19 protein-coding genes (1 of these 19 cut by a window edge) are annotated in these 24,002 nt (G+C 74.2%); 14 read left to right on the top strand and 5 right to left on the bottom strand.

Going from position 1 to position 24,002, the window contains the following annotated elements:
- Window positions 1-11: 11 nt before the first annotated feature.
- The 3 genes from CYQ11_RS11750 (at window position 12) to CYQ11_RS11740 (ending at window position 3,560) form a co-directional block, all read left to right on the top strand.
- Window positions 12-1,472 (top strand): N-acetylmuramoyl-L-alanine amidase, encoded by a 1,461-nt coding sequence (locus CYQ11_RS11750; RefSeq protein ID WP_099199677.1) that lies wholly within the window; start codon window positions 12-14, stop codon window positions 1,470-1,472.
- An 83-nt stretch (window positions 1,473-1,555) separates the two neighbouring features.
- Window positions 1,556-2,638 (top strand): mannose-1-phosphate guanylyltransferase, encoded by a 1,083-nt coding sequence (gene manB, locus CYQ11_RS11745; RefSeq protein WP_099199678.1) that lies wholly within the window; start codon window positions 1,556-1,558, stop codon window positions 2,636-2,638.
- 19 nt (window positions 2,639-2,657) lie between these two features.
- On the top strand, window positions 2,658-3,560 hold the full coding sequence (locus tag CYQ11_RS11740) for a DNA-3-methyladenine glycosylase family protein (protein WP_099199679.1): 903 nt from the start codon (window positions 2,658-2,660) through the stop codon (window positions 3,558-3,560).
- A gap of 161 nt (window positions 3,561-3,721) precedes the next feature.
- On the opposite strand, the gene CYQ11_RS11735 is transcribed toward CYQ11_RS11740, so the two are convergent.
- Genes CYQ11_RS11735 through CYQ11_RS11725 form a run of 3 tightly spaced genes read right to left on the bottom strand, consistent with a single transcriptional unit; the run spans window position 3,722 to window position 6,557 of the window.
- Window positions 3,722-5,029 carry a coenzyme F420-0:L-glutamate ligase gene (locus tag CYQ11_RS11735; RefSeq protein WP_398781147.1) on the bottom strand — a complete coding sequence of 436 codons (1,308 nt, stop codon included), beginning with the start codon at window positions 5,027-5,029 and terminating at the stop codon, window positions 3,722-3,724.
- Between the two features lie 5 nt (window positions 5,030-5,034).
- A complete protein-coding gene (cofD, locus tag CYQ11_RS11730; protein ID WP_099199681.1) occupies window positions 5,035-6,003 on the bottom strand; it encodes a 2-phospho-L-lactate transferase in 969 nt (322 codons plus the stop codon).
- A gap of 47 nt (window positions 6,004-6,050) precedes the next feature.
- The gene (locus CYQ11_RS11725; RefSeq protein WP_099199682.1) at window positions 6,051-6,557 is read right to left on the bottom strand and encodes a cysteine dioxygenase; all 507 of its coding nucleotides are present in this window, start codon (window positions 6,555-6,557) and stop codon (window positions 6,051-6,053) included.
- 724 nt (window positions 6,558-7,281) lie between these two features.
- On the opposite strand from CYQ11_RS11725, the gene CYQ11_RS11720 reads away from it, so the two are divergent.
- The 3 genes from CYQ11_RS11720 (at window position 7,282) to CYQ11_RS11710 (ending at window position 13,085) form a co-directional block, all read left to right on the top strand.
- Window positions 7,282-7,545: a WhiB family transcriptional regulator gene (locus tag CYQ11_RS11720; protein ID WP_004952403.1), complete on the top strand. Its 264-nt coding sequence runs from the start codon at window positions 7,282-7,284 to the stop codon at window positions 7,543-7,545.
- 279 nt (window positions 7,546-7,824) lie between these two features.
- Entirely contained in the window at window positions 7,825-11,550 is a 3,726-nt protein-coding gene (locus CYQ11_RS11715; RefSeq protein ID WP_099199683.1) for a glycosyltransferase family 2 protein, read from the top strand.
- Window positions 11,547-13,085, top strand: a complete 1,539-nt coding sequence (locus tag CYQ11_RS11710; RefSeq protein ID WP_099199684.1) for a DUF5719 family protein — start codon at window positions 11,547-11,549, stop codon at window positions 13,083-13,085. The genes CYQ11_RS11715 and CYQ11_RS11710 overlap by 4 nt, the downstream gene beginning before the upstream one ends.
- Before the next feature lie 48 nt (window positions 13,086-13,133).
- Here the strand turns inward: CYQ11_RS11710 and CYQ11_RS11705 are convergent, their stop codons facing one another.
- Window positions 13,134-13,628 carry a metallopeptidase family protein gene (locus tag CYQ11_RS11705; RefSeq protein WP_099199743.1) on the bottom strand — a complete coding sequence of 165 codons (495 nt, stop codon included), beginning with the start codon at window positions 13,626-13,628 and terminating at the stop codon, window positions 13,134-13,136.
- 274 nt (window positions 13,629-13,902) lie between these two features.
- Here CYQ11_RS11705 and CYQ11_RS11700 point away from each other — a divergent pair, with 274 nt between their 5' ends.
- From CYQ11_RS11700 to CYQ11_RS11675, 6 genes are all read left to right on the top strand, one after another.
- Window positions 13,903-14,343 (top strand): DUF3499 domain-containing protein, encoded by a 441-nt coding sequence (locus tag CYQ11_RS11700; protein WP_099199685.1) that lies wholly within the window; start codon window positions 13,903-13,905, stop codon window positions 14,341-14,343.
- A gap of 85 nt (window positions 14,344-14,428) precedes the next feature.
- Window positions 14,429-15,787 carry a phosphomannomutase/phosphoglucomutase gene (locus CYQ11_RS11695; protein WP_099199686.1) on the top strand — a complete coding sequence of 453 codons (1,359 nt, stop codon included), beginning with the start codon at window positions 14,429-14,431 and terminating at the stop codon, window positions 15,785-15,787.
- A 120-nt stretch (window positions 15,788-15,907) separates the two neighbouring features.
- Complete coding sequence (locus CYQ11_RS11690) at window positions 15,908-16,093, top strand: Trm112 family protein (RefSeq protein WP_099199687.1); 186 nt, start codon at window positions 15,908-15,910, stop codon at window positions 16,091-16,093.
- A gap of 61 nt (window positions 16,094-16,154) precedes the next feature.
- Window positions 16,155-17,318 (top strand): SIS domain-containing protein, encoded by a 1,164-nt coding sequence (locus CYQ11_RS11685; protein WP_099199688.1) that lies wholly within the window; start codon window positions 16,155-16,157, stop codon window positions 17,316-17,318.
- An 83-nt stretch (window positions 17,319-17,401) separates the two neighbouring features.
- Entirely contained in the window at window positions 17,402-18,601 is a 1,200-nt protein-coding gene (gene manA, locus CYQ11_RS11680; protein WP_099199689.1) for a mannose-6-phosphate isomerase, class I, read from the top strand.
- A gap of 96 nt (window positions 18,602-18,697) precedes the next feature.
- Window positions 18,698-19,666: a cation diffusion facilitator family transporter gene (locus tag CYQ11_RS11675; RefSeq protein ID WP_099199690.1), complete on the top strand. Its 969-nt coding sequence runs from the start codon at window positions 18,698-18,700 to the stop codon at window positions 19,664-19,666.
- A 134-nt stretch (window positions 19,667-19,800) separates the two neighbouring features.
- On the opposite strand, the gene CYQ11_RS11670 is transcribed toward CYQ11_RS11675, so the two are convergent.
- Window positions 19,801-21,744, bottom strand: a complete 1,944-nt coding sequence (locus tag CYQ11_RS11670; RefSeq protein WP_181143638.1) for a fructose-specific PTS transporter subunit EIIC — start codon at window positions 21,742-21,744, stop codon at window positions 19,801-19,803.
- A 466-nt stretch (window positions 21,745-22,210) separates the two neighbouring features.
- On the opposite strand from CYQ11_RS11670, the gene ahcY reads away from it, so the two are divergent.
- Both ahcY and CYQ11_RS11660 read left to right on the top strand, forming a co-directional pair.
- Window positions 22,211-23,665, top strand: a complete 1,455-nt coding sequence (ahcY, locus tag CYQ11_RS11665) for an adenosylhomocysteinase (protein ID WP_099199691.1) — start codon at window positions 22,211-22,213, stop codon at window positions 23,663-23,665.
- Window positions 23,666-23,773: 108 nt separating this feature from the next.
- On the top strand, window positions 23,774-24,002 hold the 5' end (the start) of the coding sequence (locus tag CYQ11_RS11660) for a hypothetical protein (protein WP_099199745.1). The gene runs 386 nt beyond the window's last position; 229 of the gene's 615 nt are visible here — the first part of the coding sequence; it begins with the start codon at window positions 23,774-23,776; its stop codon lies beyond the right edge, outside the window.

Genomic DNA, 24,002 nt, shown 5'->3' with positions numbered 1-24,002 from the left:
AATATTTCGCCATGCGTGGAAACTTTGTCTTCCCGGCCGTCACCGTCTGCGCCGCCGCTCTGACCCTGCCCTTCCTCGCCACGCCCTCCGGAGCCACCGCGCCGAACGCCCCGTCAGGCGCCGCCCGGGAGGTCCCCTCCCGGGCCGTGCCGGGCACGACGCGCTCCCTGCCGCTCGGGGTCGGCGGTCACCGCCTCGGGCCGGACGGGGCCGGGGCGGGACTTGAGGCCCGGCGGGTGAGCCCCTTCTCGCTGGTCGGCATCGTCTGGGACGACGCCGCCGCCGAACTGCGCGGGCGCGCCCAGGTCCGCACCCGTGCGATCGGCACCGGTGCCTGGTCCGCGTGGCAGGACGTCCAGACGCACGACGACGACCGGCCCGACCCCGGCTCGCCCGAGACGCGCCAGCGCGGCCTGCGGGGTTCCACCGCCCCCCTGTGGGTCGGCCCCTCCGACGGCGTCGAGGTCCGGGTGGCGCCCGACAAGGCGGCCGGCAAGGCCGCCGGGAAGCCGGCGCTGCCCTCCGGCCTCCACCTCGAACTCGTCGACCCCGGCGCCGAGCCGGCCGCGGGCCGCCCCCTGGGCCGGCACGCCCCCGCGACGCCCGGCCCGGAGGACGACGAGATGGCCGCCTCGGCCGCCAACGCCCCGCTCGCCCCGCTGGGCGCGACGGAGATCCCCGCCCTGGGCAGACCCGACTCGGCCCGCGACGTGGCGGCCACCCGCCCGGACGTCGTCGCCCAGGCCGGCCGGCCCCCCGGGGACGAACCCGGCGGCCAGGGCGACCCGGAGGTCCACGACCCGGAGACCTCGGCCCTGACCGACCCCGAGGAGTCCGACGTCTACGAGCCGGCCCTCGGTGGCCGTTACGTCGGCCCGCGGCCCCGCATCGTCACCCGGGCCGGCTGGGGAGCCGACGAATCGCTGCGCGAACGGGGCTTCGTGTACACAGGTTCCGTGCGGGCGGCCTTCGTCCACCACACCGCCTCCGGAAACGAGTACAGCTGTTCGCAGTCCGGCTCGGTCATCCGCGGTATCTACCGCTACCACGTGGTGAGCAGCGGCTGGCGGGACATCGGCTACAACTTCCTCGTCGACAAGTGCGGCACGATCTACGAGGGCCGGGCAGGCGGTGTGGCCAAACCCGTCAAGGGCGCCCATACTCTCGGTTTCAACACCAACAGCATGGGGATCGCCGTACTCGGCACCTTCGCGAAGAACAACCCGTCCTACGCCGCCGTCGACGCGGTGGCCACCCTCACCGCTTGGAAGCTCGGCCTCTACGACGTCAACCCCCTCGGCACCGCCCAGCTGGTCTCCGGCGGCGGCAACCTCTACAAAAAGGGCACCAAGGTCAGGCTCAAGGTCATCTCGGGGCACCGGGACGGCTACGCCACCGAATGCCCGGGCGACAGGCTCTACAGCCGGCTCGGCTCCGCCCGCTCCTCGGCCGCCCGGCTCCAGGGCCGCTGACCGGGCGTGGGCCGGGCCGTATACGTTCTGCATACACTGGCCGCCGATCACGGCCCGGCCCCAGCAGGAAGCAGAGACGACAGGTGACAGAAGCGATTCTCCTGGTCGGCGGCAAGGGAACCAGGCTGCGCCCGCTCACGGTGCACACGCCCAAGCCCATGGTCCCGGCGGCCGGCGTCCCGTTCCTCACCCACCAGCTGGCGCGCGCCCGCGCCGCGGGCGTCGAGCACATCGTGCTCGCCACCTCCTATCTGGCGGAGGTGTTCGAGCCGTACTTCGGTGACGGCTCCGCCCTCGGCCTCCACCTGGAGTACGTGACCGAGGAGGAGCCGCTGGGCACGGGCGGCGCCATCCGCAACGTCGCCTCCCGCCTGCGCTCCGCCCCCGGCGACCCGGTGCTGATCTTCAACGGGGACATCCTCACGGGCCTGGACATCGAGGCCCTGGTCGAGACGCACCGCACCAGCGGCGCGGACGTCTCCCTGCACCTGTCCCGGGTCGAGGACCCGAGGGCCTTCGGCCTGGTCCCCACGGACGCCACCGGCCGGGTCACGGCGTTCCTGGAGAAGCCCCAGACGCCCGAGGAGATCGTCACCGACCAGATCAACGCGGGCGCGTACGTGTTCAACCGCTCGGTGATCGACACGATCCCCACCGGCCGCCCCGTCTCCGTCGAGCGGGAGACCTTCCCCGGCCTCCTGGCCGACGGCGCCCACCTCCAGGGCATGGTCGACTCCACGTACTGGCTCGACCTCGGCACCCCGCAGGCCTTCGTCCGCGGCTCCGCCGACCTGGTCCTGGGCCGCGCCCCCTCCCCGGCGGTGCCGGGCCGCTGCGGCGACAGCCTGGTCCTCGACGGCGCAGAGGTCGCCCCGGACGCCAAGCTCATGGGCGGCACCGCCGTCGGCGCGGGCGCCCGCGTGGAGCCGGGGGCGCGCGTCGACGGCAGCACGGTGCTCGACGGCGCGGTGATCGAGGCGGGCGCGCAGGTGCGCGACTCCCTCATCGGCGCCGGCGCCCGCATCGGGGCCCGTACGGTCCTGGACGGCGCGGTCATCGGTGACAACGCCCACATCGGCCCCGACAACGAACTGCGCGGGGGCGCCCGCGTCTGGTGCGACGCGCGGATCCCGGCCGGCTCGATCCGTTTCTCCTCCGACCAGTAGGGCCGCATACCCTGGTCGGATGGCCATCCGAACGTGGGCCCCGCCGGGCCCCTACGACCTGGGACGCACTCTGGGCGTCCTGGCGCGCGGCCCCGGCGACCCCGCGTACCGGGTGACCCCGGACGGCGCGGTATGGCGGGCCAGCCGCACGCCGCAGGGCCCGGGGACGCTCCGCGTCTCAGCGGCCGACGGCGAGGTCCACGCGGAGGCATGGGGACCGGGAGCCGACTGGCTCCTGGAAACCCTCCCGGCCCTCCTGGGAGCGACCGACGACCCGGCGGCCTTCACCCCCCGCCACCGCCTCCTCCACGAGACGCACCGCCGCAACCCCGGCCTCAGACTGGCCCGCACGGGCCTGGTCCTGGAGTCGCTGATCCCGTCGATCCTCGAACAGAAGGTGACCAGCGACGAGGCGTACCGCGCCTGGCGGCTGCTCCTGCAACGCCACGGCGAACCGGCGCCGGGCCCCGGGCCGCGCATGCGCGTGATGCCGGACCCGCGCGCCTGGGCCCTGATCCCCTCCTGGGACTGGCACACGGCGGGCGTCGACAGCAAGCGCTCGGCGACGATCCTCAGGGCGGCACGGGTGGCGTCCCGTCTGGAGGAGGCCGCGGGCATGGCCGACACCGAGGCTTCGGCCCGCCTCCAGCTGATCCCGGGGATCGGCCCCTGGACGGCGGCGGAGACGCTCCAGCGCAGCAACGGCGCACCGGACGCGGTGACGGTGGGGGACCTCCACCTGCCCAAGATCGTGGGCTACGCCCTCACCGGCGCGCGCGGCACGGACGACGAGGCGATGCTCGACCTGCTGACCCCGTACGAAGGCCAACGCCACCGGGCGTGCCGCCTGATCCTCCTGAGCGGAGTGGTACCACCCCGCCGTGCGCCCCGCTTCTCCGTGAGGGACTTCAGCCGCATCTGAAAGGACGGCCGGGGCCTGGCAGAGGGCGTAGAGCGCTCTTTGCGGGAGTGCGGGGCACGAGCACACGGGAACCAGTAGCCGCAAAGAGCGCAGCCCCCGGAAGGCCCCGCCCCGCGAGGCATTGCACCCGCCCCGCGAGGGACCGCGCCCCGCCCCAAGGGCTACCGCACCACGACGAACGCGTCAGCGGACCGAGGGGCCCGGGCCGCCGGCGCGGCGGCCGGCCGCCCCACCGCGACCGCACCCATCGGGTCCCATCCCTCCGGCAGGTCCAGCACGCGCCGCACCACGTTCCGGCAGAACATCGTCGACGACACCCACGCCGACCCCAGCCGCTCGCCCGCCAGCGCCACGAGGAAGTTCTGCACGGCCGCGCCGGCCGACACCACGAACATCTCCCGCTCCGCCGCCGACCGCCGCGCGTCCGGATAGTCGTGCGAACCATCCGTCACCAGGCACGGCACCACCAGGTACGGCGCCTTGCGCAGCAGGTCCCCGCGCCGTACGCGCTTGGCGACGCTCTCCTCCGAGCGTCCGTCCGCCCGCAGGTCCGCGACCCACGCGTCGCGCATGGCGTCGAGCAGCTCCGTCCGGGCGGCCTCGGACTCCAGCAGCACGAACCGCCACGGCGTCGTGTGGTGCGGTGCCGGCGCCGTCACCGCGGCGGCCACGGCCCGCCGCACCGCGCCCGGGTCGACCGGGTCGTCCGTGAACTCCCGCACCGTCCGCCGGATGGCGACCGCTTCCCGCACGGCCTCCGACGTGCCCAGCCGGAACATGTCGTCCTCGGCGGGGCGCACCAGCCACCGCGCCCCCTCGTCCGTGGAGCCCACGACGTGCGGCAGGCCGCGCACCACGGCCACCGGCAGCGCGCCGGCCTTGCCCTTGACCAGGTCGCCGGCGGCGGCCAGCTCGTCGACGGTGGCCACCACGGTGGCGACCAGCGGGTTGCCGTGGGCGTCCACGTCCCCGCGCAGGTCGTTGGCCACCTGCACGCCGGCCGCGCCGATGGCGAAGTCGGTCACGCCCTTGCGCCACGGCCGCCCGGCCGTGTCGGTGACGACGACGCCCACGTCCACGCCGAGGGCCTCGCGCAGCCCGTCCCGGATCCGCCGGGCCGAGGCGTCCGGGTCCTCGGGCAGCAGCAGCACCGTGCCCGCGGCCGTGTTCGACGCGTCGACCCCGGCCGCGGCCATGACGAGTCCCAGCCGGTTCTCGACGACGCGCAGGGCGCCGCGGCGGGCCACCAGCCGCACGGTCTCGTCGTCGATGGCGGCCTCGCGGTCGGTGGCGGCGACGACGCGCCCCTCCGCCTTGCTGACGATCTTCGAGGTGACGACGAGGACGTCCCCGTCGGTCAGCCCGGGCAGGCCGTCGGCCGTGGCGGCGACGGCGATCAGCTTGACCAGGTCGTCCCCGGGCCGCACCTCGGGGATGCCGGGCACCGCCCAGACGCGGTAGGAGGGCAGGGCGCTCACCCGCGCACCTCCTCGGCGAGGGCCAGCGCCTGGCGGGCCATCTCCGCCGTCGCCTCGACGTCGGTCATCATCAGCGGCACCGCCCGGCATCGGATCCCGGCCGTCTCGACCTCGGCCACCGCCTCGGAGTCCACGGAGTCGACGAGCCAGCCGTCCAGCAACCCGGCCCCGTAGTGCCGCGCGACGGCGGCCGCCGTCGACTCGACGCCGACTGCGGCGAGCACCTTGTCGGCCATGCCCCGCACGGGGGCGCCCCCGACGATGGGGGAGAGCCCGACGACCGGGGCGGCCGCGTTCGCGACGGCCTCGCGGACGCCGGGCACCCCGAGGATCGTGCCGACGCTCACCACGGGGTTGGACGGCGGGAAGAGCACGACGTCCGCCGCTGCGACGGCCTCCAGCACTCCGGGAGCGGGCTTCGCCTGCTCGGCCCCGACGGGCACGATCGCGTGCGCGGGCACCGCGGCGCGCATCCGGACCCAGTACTCCTGGAAGTGCACGGCCTTGCGCGCGCCGCCGCCCTCGGGGTCGTCGATCAGGACGTGCGTCTCGACGCGGTCGTCGCTCATGGGCAGCAACCGCACGCCCGGCCGCCACCGCGCGCACAGCGCCTCGGTGACGGCGCTGAGCGGATAGCCCGCGCCGAGCATCTGCGTACGGACGATGTGCGTCGCGAAGTCGCGGTCGCCGAGCCCGAACCACTCGGGCCCCACCCCGTACGCGGCCAGCTCCTCCTTCACGGCGAAGCTCTCGCCGGCCCGGCCCCAGCCCTGCTCCTCGTGGATGCCACCGCCGAGGGTGTACATCACGGTGTCCAGGTCGGGACAGACCTTGAGGCCGAAGAGATGGATGTCGTCGCCGGTGTTCCCGATGACGGTGATCTCCGCCTCGGGAGCCGCTGCCTTGAGCCCGCGGAGGAAGCGGGCGCCGCCGATACCGCCGGCCAGAACCACAATGCGCTGCATGATTGCAGTCTGTCAGCAGCCCGTCGCCCGTCTGAAGAGCGGTTCGCCTAGCGCAGAGTCGCCGCGCCGTCCGGGTGCACCGCGCGGCGGAGGTGCTGGACCCGGTGCATGGGCATCTCGGTGAGCCCGGGGAAGTAGACGTGCAGGCTGACGGCGGGTTCGAGCGAGTCGTTCACGACGTCGTGCGCGTATCCCGGCGCGAAGATCCGCTGGGCCCCGGCATGCAGCGTCCGGCGCGAGCCCGCCGAGTGCTCCGTGAGTTCCCCGCGCAGCACGGTGAGCACGCCGGAGGACGGGCCGTGGTCGTGCGTCCCGCTGCTCTGGCCGGGCACCCAGCTGAGCAGCCAGACCTCGTAGCCGGGGCCGGTGCGCAGCCGGTGGTACCAGCGGCTGACGGCGTCGTACCGCACGAGCGGGGCCCAGCCGGCGGTGTCGGCGGCGAGGGTGCGGGCGAGGCCCGCGAACTCGGCGACCGTGGCGGGGTGGGCGGCGGGCGGCGGCATCAGGTGGGGGAGGGCGAGCGGGTCGCCGGCGATCTGGACGTCGCTGTTCATGGGTGTGGGGTTCCTCGGCAGGGGTATGCGGGGACGCACGACGGGCGGAAGACGAAGAGGGGGAGCGAAGGCGCGGTGCGAGAACCACGGGGCGGCCGGGCGCACACGAGCCGGCCAGAGGGCCGGGCCGTCCGCGGAGCGGGGTCACCCAGGGAGATCAGCTGGAGCGGATACGCGTCAACAGCTGGAACAGCGACAGCGCGCCTGAACAGCACAGCGGGACCCGAAAGCGCGGGTCAGGCTGAGGTTCCCCAGAGGGCGGGAGGTCGCTGGCATGCGCACTAGGAGACCGGCTGCACCGCGGTCGTGTCAACCGGATGTCCGTTTTGGTGGCAATCTTTCACTCGTCCGGTTACTGACCGGAGCGAAAGGTTTGCGCAACGGGGTGTGCGGACATCGCCGCACCGTCCGAAGTCGTCATGATTCGGTGCAACGTGATCGTCACCGGCGGCGTCTTTCTCTTCCGAGAGGCCCGCGAGGGCGCCCGCTGGACGTCCTTCCGTGTGGGAAGGATGGGGCGCTTGTGGCGAGTGAGAGATGTGTCCACTCTTGTAGTGGTTTGGCAACTTTCCGCTCGATCTTGGTTCCGCAGAGTGAATAAGGGGCCCGATAGCAGATCCCGGCTTGACTGGCCCGGATCGGCGCACTTGTAATTTCACTCGTGTCGTTCTGCCGCACCTGATGCGGCAGCACACGGGGACGCGATGACAGACGAGGGGCGCACATGACCGAGCTGTTCCAGCAACTGCTGGTCGAGGAGGCGGACGAGGAGCTCGGCTGGCAGGAGCGTGCGTTGTGCGCTCAGACCGACCCCGAGTCCTTCTTCCCCGAAAAGGGTGGATCCACACGTGAGGCGAAGAAAGTCTGCCTCGCCTGTGAAGTCCGATCTGAGTGCCTGGAATATGCCCTTGCCAACGACGAACGCTTTGGGATCTGGGGCGGTTTGTCCGAACGCGAGCGCCGCCGCCTCAAGAAGGCCGCGGTCTGACGGCAGCGGTCCGGCACCGACGTCACGACCTGACGACATGTCTGGTCCAGGGCCATCCAAGGGGACTGAGGGACTGCCCGCTCCCCCCACCCCCGCAGCACGCTTCATACCGCACGGTCCGCCTCTCGCGCCCCGCAAGCGAGCGGCGGACCGTCGTGTTCACAGCCACTAGTGTGGGTGCCCGTCCGGGACGTACCGGCGCCCTCCCGGGGCCCGCTGCCCACCCGGGGCGGTCACACGTCCACCTGCGTCTCCACTGAACCGGGGCCCGCACCTGCCATGTTCGACCCCACCATCCCCGCGTTGCTCGACCCCGCCCTCCCGCCCGCGTTCCCCCGGCACGTCGTCACCGCCGTGGTCGTCGCCCACGACGGCGCCCGCTGGCTGCCCGACGCCCTGACCGGACTGCTCGGCCAGGAGCGACCCGTGCAGTACGCCGTCGCCGCCGACACCGGCAGCGCCGACGACTCCCGGCGGCTCCTCGCCGACGCCCTCGGCGCCGACCGCGTCCTCCACCTCGCCCGCCGCGCCGGCTTCGGCACGGCCGTGGACGAGGCCGTCCGCGGCGCCCCCGTGCTGGGCGCCGAGGAGCTGCCCTACCTCAACCGCTCCAGCGGCTGGGACCCGGTCAGCCGCGGCTGGAACGAGGACGACTCCTACGGCCCGGACCGCGGCGACCTCGAACCCGTGCAGTGGCTGTGGCTCCTGCACGACGACTGCGCCCCCGAGCCCGGCGCCTTGCACGAGCTCCTGCGCGTGGCCGAGGCGGAGATCGCCGCGGGCCAGGAGGCCGCCGTCATCGGGCCCAAGCTCCGCAGCTGGTACGACCGCAGACAGCTGCTCGAAGTCGGCGTGTCCATCGCCCGCAGCGGCCGCCGCTGGACCGGCCTGGAGCGCCGCGAGCAGGACCAGGGCCAGCACGACCAGGTGCGTCCCGTGCTCTCCGTGTCCACCGCGGGCATGCTCGTCCGCCGCGACGTGTGGGAACGGCTCGGCGGCTTCGACCCCCGTCTGCCGCTCATGCGCGACGACGTCGACTTCTGCTGGCGCGCCCACGCCGCCGGCCACCGCGTGCTCGTCGCCCCGGACGCCGTCGTGCGGCACGCCGAGGCCGCCGCCCGCGAGCGCCGTCCCGTCGACTGCGCCGGCCGTCACACGGTCAATCCGCACCGCGTCGACAAGGCCGGCGCCGTCTACGCCCTGCTGGCCAACACCCGCGGCCCCCTCCTGCCCTACGTCATGCTGCGGCTCGTCCTCGGCACCCTGCTGCGCACCCTCGGCTACCTCGTCGGCAAGGCCCCCGGGCAGGCCCTCGACGAACTCGCGGGTTTCGCCGGCGTGCTGCTGCGCCCCGGGCGCATCCGCGCGGCGCGCAAACGGCGAGGCGAGCCCTCCGTCACCCCCGCCGAACTGAGACCGCTCTTCCCGCCCCCCGGCGCGACCCTGCGCGCCACCGTCGAACAGCTCGCGGGCAACTTCGGCGGCCGCGGAGACGACGCGCTCTCCTCCGCCGGGCGCCACGGCGCGGTGGAGTCCGGCCCCGGCGGGGACGACGCCGACTACCTGCACGTCGAACAGTTCGCCCGGCTCAGGCGCGTCGCACGCAAGCCCGCGCCCGTGCTCTTCGCGCTGCTCCTGCTCGTCTCCGCCGTCGCCTGCCGCGGCCTCATCGGCGGCGGCGCCCTCGCCGGCGGCGCCCTGCTGCCCGCGCCCGACCACGTCTCCGCCCTGTGGGCCGCCTATACGGACGGCTGGCACCCGGTGGGCGTGGGCACCACTGCGGGGGCGCCCCCGTACCTGGCGGTGCTCGCGGGCCTGGCCACGCTCCTCCTGGGCTCCACCGGCCTCGCGCTCACCGTGCTGCTGGTCTGCTCGGTGCCCCTGGCGGGCCTCACCGCCTACTTCGCGTCCCGCCCGCTGGTGTCCTCCCGGCTGCTGAGGGCCTGGGCGAGCGTCGCGTACGCCTTCCTCCCGGCCGTCACCGGAGCCCTGGCCACCGGCAGGCTGGGCACCGCGGTGCTCGCCGTCCTGCTGCCGCTCATGGCGCGTGCCGCCGTCGCGGCCGGGGGCCTCCGCGCCCCCGACGGGCGCCCCTCGTGGCGCGCCTGCTGGACGTACGCCCTGCTGCTGACCGTCGCCACCGCCTTCACGCCCGTCGTGTGGCCGCTCGCCGTGCTGCTGGGCGTCGGGGCGCTCGTCCTGCACTGCGTGCGCGGCGGCGCCGGCCGGCTCGCGGTGCACGGCCCGCGGCTGCTCGCCGTGGCCGGCACGCCCCTGCTCGTCCTGGCCCCCTGGTCGCTCGCGCTGTTCACCGAGCCGCGCCGCTTCCTCACCGAGGCCGGGCTGGACACCGGACACGGGACCGCTTCCCCGCTGCAACTACTGACGGGCGACCCGGCCGGCCCCAAGACCTTCGGCGCCCTGCTGCTGACCGGCGTCGTCCTGGCCGCGCTGGCCGCCCTGCTGCGCGAGGACCGGCGCTTCCCGGTCCGCGTCGCGTGGGCCGTGGCCCTCGCGGGCCTGCTCTGCGCGGTGCTCACCAACGGCCCGGCCTGGGCCGGGCCCGCCACCCTCGTCTACGCCCTGGCCCTCGTCGCGGCGGCCGCGGTGGGCGCCGAGGGTGCGCGCGAGCGGGTCGCGGCACGCAGCTTCGGCTGGCGGCAGCCCGTCGCGGGCCTGATCGCCCTCGCCGCCGGTGCCGCCCCGCTGGCCGCGGCCGCCATCTGGATGGTGGCCGGCGCGGACGGGCCGCTGGAGCGGCGCGACCCCGTCCAGGTGCCTGCGTTCGTCGCCGAGGAGGCCGGCACCCGCGACCAGGCCCGCACCCTCGTCCTCGGCGGGGACGCCGACCGGGTCACCTACACGCTGGTCCGCGGTTCGGGCGCCCGCCTGGGCGACGCCGAGCCCACCGTGGCCGCCGGGCGGGACGAGCGGCTCGACTCCGTGGTGGCCAACCTGGTGGCCGGCTCGGGCGCCGACCAGGCGGGCCGCCTCGGCGACTACGCCGTCGGCTACGTCCTCGTGCGCGACAGCGCCCCCCGGCGGACTGCCCACGTGCTGGACACCACCCCGGGCCTGACCCGGCTCAGCCAGGAGGACCGCAGCGCCCTGTGGCGGGTCGACCGTCAGGTCGCCCGCGTCACGATCGTCCCCGGCGCGCAGCGGCAGGGCACGCCGGTGCCCGTCGCCGCCGGCCCGGTCGAGGCGCACACCGCCCTGCCGGCCGGCCCCGCGGGCCGGGTGCTGCGGCTCGCCGACAAGGCCGCCCCCGGCTGGCGGGCCACGCTCGACGGCCGGGCGCTCAAGCGCGTGACGGTCGACGGCTGGGCGCAGGGCTTCGAGCTGCCCGCAGGTGGCGGCCGGCTGGCGCTGACCTACGAGACGCCGACCGGCCGCGCGGTGTGGCTGTGGACGCAGGGGCTGCTGGCCGTCGTCCTGGTGGTGCTCGCCCTGCCGGGCCGCCGCCGTCAGGTCGACGACGACCTCCCGGAGGCCGAGGGCGCGTCCCCGGCGGCCGTGCCGGCGCAGCCCGGCCCGGCGGGGGAGGGCCGCCGGGCCCGCAGGCTCCGCGCGGCCGCCGAGGCCGGCGCCCCGGAGCGGGCCGCGGTGCCCGAGCAGGCCGCCCCCGTCGCGGTGCCCCTCGTCGACCCGTACGAGGAACCGTACGAAGCCCCGTACGAGCAGCCCGCCGTCCCCGACGCGGATCCCTACGCCGCCGTGCCGCACCAGCAGCAGTACGCCGAGTGGGAGCAGACCCACCAGGGCTACGGGCAGCAGCAGCCGTACCAGGACGACGCCCACGGCACGGGCTACGCCGACCCGTACCAGCAGCAGTACCAGGGCGGCCAGTACCCCGCCGACCCCTACGCCAGCGGCGCGTACGACCCGTACGGCTACGGGGGGCAGCAGCACCCGGGGCAGGACCGGCAGCCCCACGACCCGGGCTACGGCGGCCACGGCGCCGGTGGCCCGCAGTCCCCCCGTGACGGGAGCGAGCAGCAGTGAAGCGCACCACCTTGTCCCTGTTCGCCGCCACGGCCGCGCTGGCCGTCGTCACGGGCGTGGCCGCGCTCAACCCGCCCTCGGACGGTTCGCCGGAGGGCACCCGGACGGCCGAGCGGCTGCCCGTGCAGCGCTCCACGCTGGTGTGCCCGGCGCCGACCTCCTCGGACGTGGGGGAGACGACGTACGCGGCCTTCACGCCGGCCGCCAAGGGCGCCGCGCAGCGCTCCGCCGCGGCGGACCTGCTGCCGGCGGGCGGTACAGCGAGGACCGACGCCAAGAAGGACGCCAAGGACGAGAAGAAGGCCGCGGACAAGAAGGGCGAGGCGCAGGACCCGGGCAAGCCCGTGCTGTCCCTCAAGGACCCCGGCAAGCCCGTCGCCGCCACCACGGACCGCTCCGACGCCCCGGCCCTCCTCGGCACCGCCGACGGGCCGCTGGCGCCCGGCTGGGCCGTTCAGCAGTCGACGGTGGTGAGCGCGGGCAGCGGGCGCGGTCTGCACGGCACCGCGTGCACGGCGCCCGACACGTCGTTCTGGTTCCCCGGCGCGAGCACCGTGAAGGGGCGTCAGGACTACGTCCACCTGACGAACCCCGACAGCGGCGCGGCCGTGGCCGACCTGGAGCTCTACGGCAAGGACGGCCGCGTGAAGCCGGCCGGGGGCGAGAGCGTCAACGTCCCGCCCCGCTCGACCGTCGCGGTGCTGCTGTCGACCCTGACGGACGCTCCGGCCGAGGACCTCACCCTCCATGTGGCGGTCCGTTCGGGCCGGGTGGGGGCGGCGGTGCAGACGTCCGACGACAAGCTCGGCGGCGACTGGCTGCCGCCGTCCGCCGACGTGGCGCCGGACCTGGTCCTGCCCGGCATCCCCGCCGACGCCACCTCCGTGCGGCTCGTGGCCTTCGCGCCGGGCACGGAGGACGCCGACCTCAAGGTGCGCTTCGCGGGGCCGAACGGCTCGATCACCCCGGCGGGCCACGAGGCGCTGCACCTCAAGGGCGGCATGACCTCCGCCGTCGACCTCGGGGACGTCGCCAAGGGCGAGGCGGGGTCGTTGCTGCTGACGGGCGAGCGCGGCGGCGCGCCGGTCGTCGCGGCGCTGCGGGTCACGCGCGGCAAGGACGACAAGCAGGAGACGGCCTACATCCCGGCCACCGGCGCGATCGAGGGGCGCGGCACGGTGGCCGGCGACCGCGCCGGGGCCAAGGGGAGCACGCTCTCGCTCGTGGCGCCCGGCAAGGCGGCGCAGGTGCGGGTCACGGCGTCCGCGGGCAGCGAGGGCGGCAGCCCGGTCAGCAAGACCTACGCGGTCGGGGCGGGCGCCACGCTGACGGTGGACGTGCCGCAGCCGGACGGCGGCAAGGGGGTGTACGCGGTGACGGTGGAGAAGGTCTCCGGCGGCCCGGTGCACGCCTCGCGCATGCTGGTCCTGCCGAAGGACGGCGTGCCGATGTTCACGATCCAGCCGCTTCCCGACGACCGGTCGACGGTGGCGGTGCCCGAGGCGGAACAGGACCTGTCGCTGCTCAACGACTGACGGCCCGGCACCCGGCGGCGCAGGGCCGTCGCCGGGGGTGAGGGCCCGTCAGTCCTGTCCGTAGCGGGGGTCGACCGATTCGGGGGCGAGCCCGAGGAGTTCGGCGACCTGCTCGACCACCACCTCGTGGACGAGCAGGGCCCGCTCGTCACGCGTCTTGGTGCGGATCTCCACCGGACGGCGGTAGACGATGATCCGGTCGGGCGCGTCCCCGTGCGCGGCGACGTAACGGCCGAGCGGCACCGTGTCGCCGTCGAGCAGGGCCTCGAGCGCGCTCCGGCCGGGGCCGTCGTCGTCGGGGGACGGCACCTCGCGGACGAGGAAGTCGACCGCCGCCAGCTGCGGCCAGCGCCTCTCCAGGCGCTCCGCGGAGTCCTGCACGAGGTCGACGAACGCCTCGGCCCGGCTGACCGACAGGGGCACCTGCGGGGGTGCGATGGGTCCGCGCATGCCGCGTCCGTGGCGGTCGCGGTGACGCGGTCGCGGTCCGGTCGGGCTGGGGACGCCGCCGGCGTCGGCCGGGGGAGGTACGGGGCTGTCCATCACACCCGAGGGTATCCGCCGTCCGGCGGTGTGCACGCGGTAGCCGCCCATCTCCTGGCATGTCGCCGCTTGAGCGTTCCAGTCATGTATGCGATCAATTACAGCCATATGGGAGATCGGCGGTCGCATGGTGAATGACACTATGTGTACCTGGTGATGACAGATTTCTTTGCTGCCGAACGAGCCCCGTCCTGCGCCCCACACAGGTCGACCAGCCCGTTCGGGAACGGCGTCCACCGGACGAACCGGGACGACACGGAGGAGTGAGCCGGGGGTGAGTCGTCGCGGCCCGCTCAAGAGTGCGGTACCGTCCAACCTCGTGAGCCCTGTACGTCGCTGTTCGCGCACCGCGTGCGGCCGCCCGGCCGTCGCGACGCTGACGTACGTCTACGCCGATTCGACCGCCGTCCTCGGCCCGCTCGCCACCTACGCCGAACCCCACTGCTACGACCTGTGCGCCGAGCACTCCGAGCGGCTGACCGCGCCGCGCGGCTGGGAGGTCGTCCGCCTCGCCGTGGACGACGGCCCCGCCCGCCCCAGCGGTGACGACCTCGAAGCCCTGGCCAACGCCGTGCGCGAGGCGGCCCGCCCCCAGGAGCGCCCCGCCGCCCCCGGCGGCGCCGCGGGTGCCGTCGCGCCCCACGTGCGCGGCGCCGACCCGATGGAGGTCGCCCGCCGAGGCCACCTCAGGGTGCTGCGTTCACCGGACTCCTGACAGGGCGTTCCCCGGTGGCGTCCGGACGGCCCGGCGGCGGCAGGTAGGTTTGTTGTCCCGTACCGGAGTCCAGGAGGGGTTGGCTGTGGCTGATCTGTCGCAGATCGTGAAGGCGTACGACGTGCGCGGCGTGGTGCCCGACCAGTGGGACGAATCACTGGCCGAGCTGTTCGGCGCCGCCTTCGCCCAGGTCACCGGTGCCAGCGCGATCGTCGTCGGCCACGACATGCGCCCCTCCTCGCCCGGCCTGTCCCGCGCCTTCGCGCGCGGCGCGGCCGCCCGCGGCGTGGACGTCACCGAGATCGGCCTGTGCTCGACCGACCAGCTGTACTTCGCCAGCGGGCAACTGGGCCTGCCGGGCGCCATGTTCACGGCCAGCCACAACCCCGCGCAGTACAACGGCATCAAGATGTGCCGCGCGGGCGCCGCGCCCGTCGGCCAGGACACCGGGCTCGCCGAGATCCGCACCCTGGTCGAGGGCTGGGCCGAGGGCGGGGCGCCCGAGGCCGCCGCGACGCCGGGGAAGGTGACCGGACGCGACGTCCTCGCCGACTACGCCACCCACCTGCGCTCCCTGGTCGACCTCGGGGCCATCCGCCGCCTGAAGGTCGTCGTCGACGCCGGCAACGGCATGGGCGGCCACACGGTCCCGACCGTCCTCGACGGGCTGCCGGTGGACCTCGTGCCCATGTACTTCGAGCTGGACGGCACCTTCCCCAACCACGAGGCCAACCCCCTCGACCCGAAGAACCTCGTCGACCTCCAGGACAAGGTCCGCGAGACGGGCGCGGACATCGGCCTCGCCTTCGACGGCGACGCCGACCGGTGCTTCGTCGTGGACGAGCGCGGCGAGCCCGTCTCCCCCTCCGCGATCACCGCCCTGGTCGCCGCCCGCGAGCTGGCCAAGCACCCCGGCGGCACGATCATCCACAACCTGATCACCTCGTGGTCCGTGCCGGAGGTCGTCGCCGAGAACGGCGGCAAGGCCGTCCGCACGCGCGTCGGCCACTCGTTCATCAAGCAGGAGATGGCCCGCACGGGCGCGATCTTCGGCGGCGAGCACTCCGCGCACTACTACTTCCGCGACTTCTGGAACGCCGACACCGGCATGCTCGCCGCCCTCCACGTCCTCGCCGCCCTCGGCGGCCAGGACGGGACGCTGTCGGACCTGGTCCGGCAGTACGACCGCTACGCCGCCTCCGGCGAGATCAACAGCACCGTCGCCGACCAGGCGGACCGCACGGCCGCGGTCAGGGCCGCGTACGAGAACCTGCCCGACGTCGAGCTGGACGAGCTGGACGGCCTGACCGTCACCACCCCCGACTGGTGGTTCAACCTGCGCGCCTCCAACACCGAGCCGCTCCTGCGCCTGAACGTGGAGGCGCGCGACGCCGCCACCGTCGAGCGGCTGCGGGACGAGGTCCTGGCGATCGTCCGGGCGTAGGGGGCCCCGGCGGGAACGGGGCGGCCCGGAGGGCGGCGCGCACGCCCCGGCCCACCCCCGCCCCACCCGTCGAAGGGCTACCCTGACGACACAGAACCGCACACCCCGAAGGGAACCCCCATGCCGCTCGAAGCCGGCCTCCTGGAGATCCTCGCCTGCCCGGCGTGCCACGCCTCCCTCCGCGAGGAGAACGCCACCGAGGAGACCCCCGAGCTGGTGTGCCAGGGGGACAGCTGCGGTCTCGCCTACCCCGTCCGTGACGGCATCCCGGTCCTGCTGGTCGACGAGGCACGCCGCCCCGCCTGACCCGCACCGCCCCGCCGCCAGGCAAACCGGTACATCTCGGCAAATCGGAGGCTGATCCACGGTGTTCGACGAGTCCCTTCTCGACAACCCCGACGGCCTCTCGCGCGCCGACCTCCACGGTCTGCTCCGCGGTGCCGCCGAGTCCGGCGCCCGGGTCCGCACGGCCGTCCGCAACGCCGCCGAGGCCGGCATCGGCGCCCTGCAGCCCGACGGCCGCCCGCGCGCCGTCCTGGTCGCGGGCCCCGGGCCGGCCGGGGGTTCCACCGCGGACCTGCTGGCCGCCCTCGCCGGCGACAACTGCCCCGTCACGCTGATCCGCCCCTCGGGCGTCGCCCCCGCCCCCGGGGCCCTGCGCTGGGCGCTCCCCGGCTGGACGGGCCCCCTCGACCTGCTGCTGGTCGCCAGCCCGGACGGCACCGAGCCGGGCCTGGCGGTCCTGCTGGAGCAGGCCTACCGCCGCGGCTGCTCCGTCGTCACGGTCACCCCGGCCGGCTCCCCGCTGGCCGACGCCACCGCCCAGGTCCGCGGCCTCGCCATCCCGCTGACGACGACCCTGTACGAAACCACGATGGCGAGCGGAGAGCAGCCCCCCGAGGACGCCCCCGAGGTGCTGCCCACCGGCCCCGGCACGCTCTGGTCCCTGCTGACCCCGCTCCTCGTCCTCGCCGACCGCCTCGGCCTGGCGGAGACACCGCCCAGCGCCCTGGAGGCGCTCGCCGACCGGCTCGACCAGATCGCCGAGCGCTGCGGCCCGGCGATCGCCACGTACAGCAACCCCGCCAAGACCCTCGCCGCCGAGCTGGCCGACACCCTCCCCCTCATCTGGACCGAGGGCGAGCTGGCCGCCGCCGCCGGCCGCCGCTTCGCCACCGTCCTGGCCGCCCTCGCGGGCCGGCCGGCGCTCGCCGGCGAGCTGCCCGAGGCGCTCACCGCGCACAGCGCCCTGCTGGCCGGCGACTTCGCCGCCGGCGCCGACCCCGAGGACTTCTTCCGCGACCGCGTGGAGGAGCCCGAGGCGCTGCACGCCCGCGTCGTCCTGCTGCGCGAGCGCGAGCCCGCCGTCACCTCGCCGGCCCCCGCGGCCCGCGAGCTCGCCCTGCACCGGGACACCCCCGTCAGCGAGCTGGAGCCCGCCGAGGGCTGCGGCCCCCTGGAGACCGCCGCCGAACTGCTGGCCATCACCGATTTCGCCGCCGTATACCTGGCGCTCGCCTCCAGCCCGTAAGCCGGACGAAGCCGTCACTCCCGGGCTCCGGGCGTTCGCCCCGCCGGCCCCGGGTCCTCGCTCCGACAGTCAGGAATGGCCCCATGGACCGCCTCGCCAACACCGTGCGCCCCTATGCCTGGGGCTCCACCACCGCGATCCCCGACCTGCTCGGCACCCCGCCCACCGGCGAACCCCAGGCCGAGCTGTGGATGGGGGCCCACCCCGGAGCCCCCTCCCGCGTCGACCGCGGCACCGGCCCGGCCCCCCTCGGCGAGGTCGTCGCCGCCGACCCCGAGGGCGAGCTGGGGGAGGAGACCGTCCGCCGGCACGGCCCCCGGCTGCCGTTCCTGCTCAAGGTCCTCGCCGCCGCCGAACCCCTGTCCCTCCAGGTCCACCCCGACCTCGACCAGGCCAGGGCCGGCTTCGCCCTCGAAGAGGCCCGCCACGTCCCCCACGACGCCCCCCACCGCACCTACAAGGACGCCAGCCACAAGCCCGAGCTGATCTGCGCCCTGACGCCCTTCGAGGGCCTGTGCGGCTTCCGCGCCCCCGACGCCACCGCCGACCTGCTCGCCGCCCTCGCGGTCGACTCGCTCAAGCCCTACGTCGACCTCCTGCACGCCCACCCCGAGAGCGCCGCCCTGCGCGAGGTCCTCACCGCCGTCCTGAGCGCCGAGCCCGCCTCCATGGCCGACACGGTGACCGAGGCGGCCGCCGCGGCCGGGCGGCTCGCCGGCGAGGAGGGCCCCCACCGCGCCGCCTACGCCGCCTACGCCTCCCTCGCCCGGCACTACCCGGGCGACCCCGGCGTCATCGCCGCCATGCTGCTCAACCACGTCCGGCTGGCCCCCGGCGAGGCCCTCTACCTGGGCGCCGGCGTCCCGCACGCCTACCTCGAAGGCCTCGGCGTCGAGATCATGGCGAACTCCGACAACGTCCTGCGCTGCGGACTGACCCCCAAGCACGTCGACGTCCCCGAACTGCTGCGGGTCGTCCGCTTCGAGGCCACGCCCCCCGGCGTCCTGCGGCCCGAGGCCGACGACGACGGCGCGGAGGTCTACGAGACCCCGGCGGCGGAGTTCCGGCTCTCCCGCCACGTCCTCGCCGCGGGCGGCGCCGCCCGCCCGCTGGACGCCCGCACCCCGCAGATCCTGCTGTGCACGTCGGGCACGGCCGTCCTGCGCGGTGAGGACGGCGCCGAACTGTCCCTGGCGCGCGGCGAGTCCGCGTTCGTGCGGGCCGGGGAGCGCGTCACCCTCGGCGGCGAGGGCACGGTCTTCCGCGCCACGGTCGGCTCCTGACGGGCACCCGGCGGCACCGGCTGCGACAATGACCGGCCGTACACCCGTAAAGGGAAAGCAAAGTCGCCGCAGCGGCGGAAGGGACAACCCGCACCCATGAGTGCATCAGGCGGAACCAAGGCCATCGTCGCCGCACTGGGCGCCAACCTGGCCATCGCGGTGGCCAAGTTCGTCGCGTTCGCGTTCAGCGGCTCGTCGTCCATGCTCGCCGAGGGCGTGCACTCGGTCGCCGACTCCGGCAACCAGGCCCTGCTCCTGCTCGGCGGCAAGAAGGCCAAGAAGGAGGCGACCGAGGAGCACCCCTTCGGCTACGGCCGGGAGCGCTACGTCTACGGCTTCCTCGTCTCCATCGTCCTCTTCACCATCGGCGGCGTCTTCGCCCTCTACGAGGGCTACGAGAAGATCAAGGAACCGCACGAGCTGGAGCACTGGTACTGGCCGGTCGGCGTGCTCGTCTTCGCGATCATCGCCGAAGGCTTCTCCTTCCGCACGGCCATCCGGGAGTCCAACGAACTGCGCGGCAAGCAGACCTGGGGCTCCTTCATCCGCACCGCCAAGGCGCCCGAGCTCCCGGTCGTCCTCCTGGAGGACTTCGGCGCCCTCGTCGGCCTCGCCCTCGCCCTCGCCGGCGTCACCCTCACGCTCGCCACGGGCGACAGCGTCTGGGACGGCATCGGCACCATGTGCATCGGCACCCTCCTGGTGCTGATCGCCCTGGTCCTCGCCGCCGAGACGAAGTCGCTGCTGCTCGGTGAGGCCGCGGGTCCGGAGCAGGTCGCCCGCATCCGCGCCGCGGCCGTCGACGGCACGACGGTCACCCGCGTCATCCACATGCGCACCCTCCACCTCGGCCCGGAGGAACTGCTGGTCGCCGCCAAGATCGCCGTACCGGGCGGCGACACGGCCGCCCAGGTCGCCCGCGCGATCGACGAGGCGGAGGTACGCATCCGGGAGGCGGTGCCCATCGCCCGGGTGATCTACCTGGAACCCGACATCTACAGCGAGGAGGCCGCCGCCGCGGGCCTCGACCCGAAGGCGACGCCGGGCGGTCCGGGCACCCACTGAGGGCGGGGCGGCCCGGAAGCCCACGGACGGAGGGCCGCCGGGCGGGCGCCTGAGCAGGCGGCGACCGGCGGGCGAACGGCGGGCGAACGGGCGGTGGGGGAGGGGCCGACGGGCGCAGGGGGCGCGGCCCGGTCCTAGCCGATCTCCCCCAGCACCCCCATCACCGCCTCCGTGTCCGCTGCCGCCAGCAGCCGCCCCCGGAAGCCCGCGTCGAGCAACTTGCGCGCCAGCAGCGCCAGAATCCGCAGGTGCTCGTCCCCCGCCGCCGCCTCCGGCACCGCGATCATGAAGATCAGCCGGGCCCGCGTCCCGTCCAGCGCCCCCCACTCGACGCCCTCGGAGGAGCGCGCGAAGCCGACGACCGGCGCGGACACCGCGTCCGTCTTCGCGTGCGGAATCGCGATCTCCTCACCGAGTCCGGTCGTCCCCACCTCCTCGCGGGCGAGGGCGGCGGCCACCAGCGCGTCCACGTCGGTCACCCTGCCGGTGACGGCCAGCAGCTCGGCGAGCTCCCGGACCGCCTCGTCCTTACGGCCCGCCGCCAGCTCCACCTTCACCGTCCGCCCGGTGAGATACCCGGAGAGCACCTCTTCCGGCCGCCTCGGCCCGGCGGGTGCGGGCGGCCCCACGGGCCCGGCCGGCACGGGCACCCGCGGCGCCCTCGCCGGCGGCCCCTCGCCCACGGCCATCAACGTGACCGTGGCCAGCGCCGTCACCACCGAGCCGAGGGCCACGGCGACGAAGAACATCGGCACCCCGCCCACGGCCCCCAGCACCGCGACGATCGGCCCGCCGTGCGGCACGCTGTCCGTCACCGCCGCGAGCCCCGCCACCGCACCCGCCACCGCTCCGCCCAGCATGTTCGCCGGGATCACCCTGGCCGGCCGGGCGGCGGCGAACGGGATCGCACCCTCGGTGATGCCGAAGAAACCCATGAACAGCGCCGCCAGCCCCGTCTCCCGCTCCTGCTGGGTGAACAGCCCGCGCCGCAGCAGCGTCGCCAGCCCCTGCCCGAGCGGCGGTACGGGGATGGCCGCCGCGCACATGCCCATGACCTCCGGGTTCCCGGACACCAGACCCGCGCCGAAGAGGAAGGCCGTCTTGTTCACCGGGCCACCCATGTCGAACGCGATCATGAGTCCGAGCACCACGCCCAGCAACGCCGCACTCGCCCCCGTCAGGCCCCCGAGCCAGGAGGTGAGGTGCTCGAACACCCAGGAGATCGGTTTGCCGAGGACGTAGATGAAGAACAGGCCCACCGCCGTCGTCGCCACGACCGGGATCACGATGATCGGCATGACCGGCCGCACGAACCGCGGAACCCGGATCCTCTTGATCCACAGCACCACGTAGCCCGCGAGGAAACCCGTGGCGATCGCCCCGATGAACCCGGCGCCCGCCTTGCTGTCGTAGAGCTCACCGGTGTTGGCGATCCACCCCCCGATCATCCCCGGCACCAGCGCGGGCCGGTCCGCGATCGCGTAGGCGATGTAACCGGACAGGACGGGGACCATCAGCTTGAAGCCGATGACGCCGATGTCGTTGACGGACCGCCAGAACGAGCTGTCGATGACGAGCCCCTCGGGCGTGGTGTGCCCGCCCAGGGCCAGTGACACCGCGATCAGCAGACCGCCCACCACGACGAACGGGATCATGTACGAGACGCCGTTCATCAGCGCCCTGTAGACGACACCGCGAGCGCCGCCGCGTCCGCCCGGGCCACCCTTCGGGGCCGCACCCCCGGCGTCCGCACCTCCACCACCGCGCCCGGTCCCGCCGTCCCCCTCGTAGACGGGCGCGTCCCGTACCCGTTCGATCAACTGCTCGGGGTGGTGGATGCCCTCGGCCACACCGACCACCAGCACGCGCTTGCCCGCGAAGCGACTGCGGTCGACGTCCTTGTCCGCGGCGATGATGATTCCGTCGGCCCGGCCGACATCGTTGTCGGACAGGACGTTCTCCGCCCCGATCGACCCCTGCGTCTCCACCTTCATCTCGTGACCGAGCGCCTCCGCGGCCTGGGTCAGCCTCTCCGCTGCCATGTAGGTGTGCGCGATGCCGGTCGGACAGGCGGTCACGGCAAGCAGTTTGAGCCGTTGTCCGCTCGCCTCCGGCCGGGAAGGGGGACCGTCTGAACCGGCTGAACGCGTCACGTGGACCTCTCCTCACAGGCTCGTCCCCGCGCGGGAGCGACACCGTCACCTCGCCCTGCGCACTCACCGCATCCTGCAACACCTGACAGTCCGTCGGACAGGTGCGGAGCCCGGGGCACGCCCGCGGAAGGGGACCGGTTCGGGGGCCGAGGGGGCTGGGGCACGGCGGGGGCCCCGGTGTAGATTCGGACCGAAGCCAGACGTCGCTGCTGATGGCGGTCGGGCGGTCCGCGAGGACGGACCGTCCGAGGGAGAGAGGGCCTCCGACGGACTGAGCTGCGGCCAGGGAGACCAGTGTGCGACCGACCGTGCCCGCACGGGCCGGGCCCACGCTGCTGACCGCGTGCACAGCCGTACCCACTCCCGCTCGCCCCTCAGGAGGAGCAGCCGTATGACTACCACCACCGGCCAGGACTTCAAGGTCGCGGACCTGTCGCTGGCGGCCTTCGGTCGTAAGGAGATCACTCTCGCCGAGCACGAGATGCCCGGCCTGATGTCGATCCGCAAGGAGTACGCGGAGGCGCAGCCGCTGGCCGGCGCCCGCATCACCGGCTCGCTGCACATGACGGTGCAGACCGCCGTGCTCATCGAGACCCTCGTGGCGCTGGGCGCACAGGTGCGCTGGGCGTCCTGCAACATCTTCTCCACCCAGGACCACGCCGCGGCCGCCATCGCGGTCGGTCCGAACGGCACCCCGGACGACCCTCAGGGCATCCCCGTCTTCGCCTGGAAGGGCGAGACGCTGGAGGAGTACTGGTGGTGCACCGAGCAGGCGCTGACCTGGCCGGGCACCCCCACCGGCGGCCCGAACATGATCCTGGACGACGGCGGTGACGCCACCCTCCTGGTCCACAAGGGCGTCGAGTTCGAGAAGGCGGGCGCCGCCCCGGACCCGGCGACGGCGGACAGCGAGGAGTACGCCCAGATCCTCACCCTCCTCAACCGCACCCTGACGGAGAACCCGCAGAAGTGGACCCAGCTGGCGTCCGAGATCCGCGGTGTCACCGAGGAGACCACCACCGGCGTCCACCGCCTGTACGAGATGCAGCAGGCCGGCACGCTGCTCTTCCCGGCCATCAACGTCAACGACGCCGTCACCAAGTCGAAGTTCGACAACAAGTACGGCTGCCGCCACTCCCTCATCGACGGCATCAACCGCGCCACCGACGTCCTCATCGGCGGCAAGGTCGCGGTCGTCTGCGGCTACGGCGACGTGGGCAAGGGCTGCGCGGAGTCGCTCCGCGGCCAGGGCGCCCGGGTGATCGTCACCGAGATCGACCCGATCTGCGCGCTCCAGGCGGCCATGGACGGCTTCCAGGTCACCACGCTCGACGACGTCGTCGGGATCGCCGACATCTTCGTCACCACGACGGGCAACAAGGACATCATCATGGCCTCGGACATGGCCAAGATGAAGCACCAGGCGATCGTCGGCAACATCGGTCACTTCGACAACGAGATCGACATGGCCGGCCTCGCCAAGGTCCCGGGCATCGTCAAGGACGAGGTCAAGCCGCAGGTCCACACCTGGACCTTCCCCGACGGCAAGACGATCATCGTCCTCTCCGAGGGCCGCCTGCTGAACCTGGGCAACGCCACCGGCCACCCCTCCTTCGTGATGTCCAACTCCTTCGCGGACCAGACCCTGGCCCAGATCGAGCTCTTCACGAAGCCGGAGGCGTACCCGACCGACGTCTACGTCCTTCCCAAGCACCTGGACGAGAAGGTCGCCCGCCTCCACCTCGACTCGCTCGGCGTCAAGCTCACGACGCTGCGCCCCGAGCAGGCCGCCTACATCGGCGTCCAGGTCGAGGGCCCGTACAAGCCGGACCACTACCGCTACTGACACCGCCACCGAGGCCGGATATCCCAGCCACCGCCTCGGTAACTGGTAGAACAGGCCCCCGCCCCCATGGCGGGGGCCTGTCCCGTCTCCGTCAAGGACCCCAGCACCATGCCCCGCGGCCGCTACTCGCTCCACGACCCCCACGATCACTCCCCCCTCGGCGACGAGACCTTCCACTGCGCCACCGGTCCCTCCGGCTGGCGCTACGTCTCCCAGCTCACGACCCCGTCCGGCGGCCCCGCCGGCTCGGTCGACCTCGCCATCGACGACCTCGGCCGCCCCATCCGCCTCCAGCTCCAGAGCGCCGACTGGCAGGTGCGCGGCGCCGCGCTCGAAG

The sequence above is a fragment of the Streptomyces cinnamoneus genome (assembly GCF_002939475.1).
Lineage (GTDB): Bacteria > Actinomycetota > Actinomycetes > Streptomycetales > Streptomycetaceae > Streptomyces > Streptomyces cinnamoneus_A.
Note: the sequence above shows the minus strand (reverse complement) of the source record. Positions and strands in the feature narration are given on the sequence as shown.

Excerpts from the sequence above, each read along its gene's own strand:
- CYQ11_RS11750 (WP_099199677.1), top strand. The coding sequence starts at position 12 with ATGCGTGGAAACTTTGTCTTCCCGGCCGTCACCGTCTGCGCCGCCGCT.
- CYQ11_RS11740 (WP_099199679.1), top strand. The coding sequence starts at position 2,658 with ATGGCCATCCGAACGTGGGCCCCGCCGGGCCCCTACGACCTGGGACGC.
- cofD (WP_099199681.1), bottom strand. The coding sequence starts at position 6,003 with ATGCAGCGCATTGTGGTTCTGGCCGGCGGTATCGGCGGCGCCCGCTTC.
- CYQ11_RS11725 (WP_099199682.1), bottom strand. The coding sequence starts at position 6,557 with ATGAACAGCGACGTCCAGATCGCCGGCGACCCGCTCGCCCTCCCCCAC.
- CYQ11_RS11720 (WP_004952403.1), top strand. The coding sequence starts at position 7,282 with ATGACCGAGCTGTTCCAGCAACTGCTGGTCGAGGAGGCGGACGAGGAG.
- CYQ11_RS11715 (WP_099199683.1), top strand. The coding sequence starts at position 7,825 with ATGTTCGACCCCACCATCCCCGCGTTGCTCGACCCCGCCCTCCCGCCC.
- CYQ11_RS11705 (WP_099199743.1), bottom strand. The coding sequence starts at position 13,628 with ATGGACAGCCCCGTACCTCCCCCGGCCGACGCCGGCGGCGTCCCCAGC.
- CYQ11_RS11690 (WP_099199687.1), top strand. The coding sequence starts at position 15,908 with ATGCCGCTCGAAGCCGGCCTCCTGGAGATCCTCGCCTGCCCGGCGTGC.
- manA (WP_099199689.1), top strand. The coding sequence starts at position 17,402 with ATGGACCGCCTCGCCAACACCGTGCGCCCCTATGCCTGGGGCTCCACC.
- CYQ11_RS11675 (WP_099199690.1), top strand. The coding sequence starts at position 18,698 with ATGAGTGCATCAGGCGGAACCAAGGCCATCGTCGCCGCACTGGGCGCC.
- ahcY (WP_099199691.1), top strand. The coding sequence starts at position 22,211 with ATGACTACCACCACCGGCCAGGACTTCAAGGTCGCGGACCTGTCGCTG.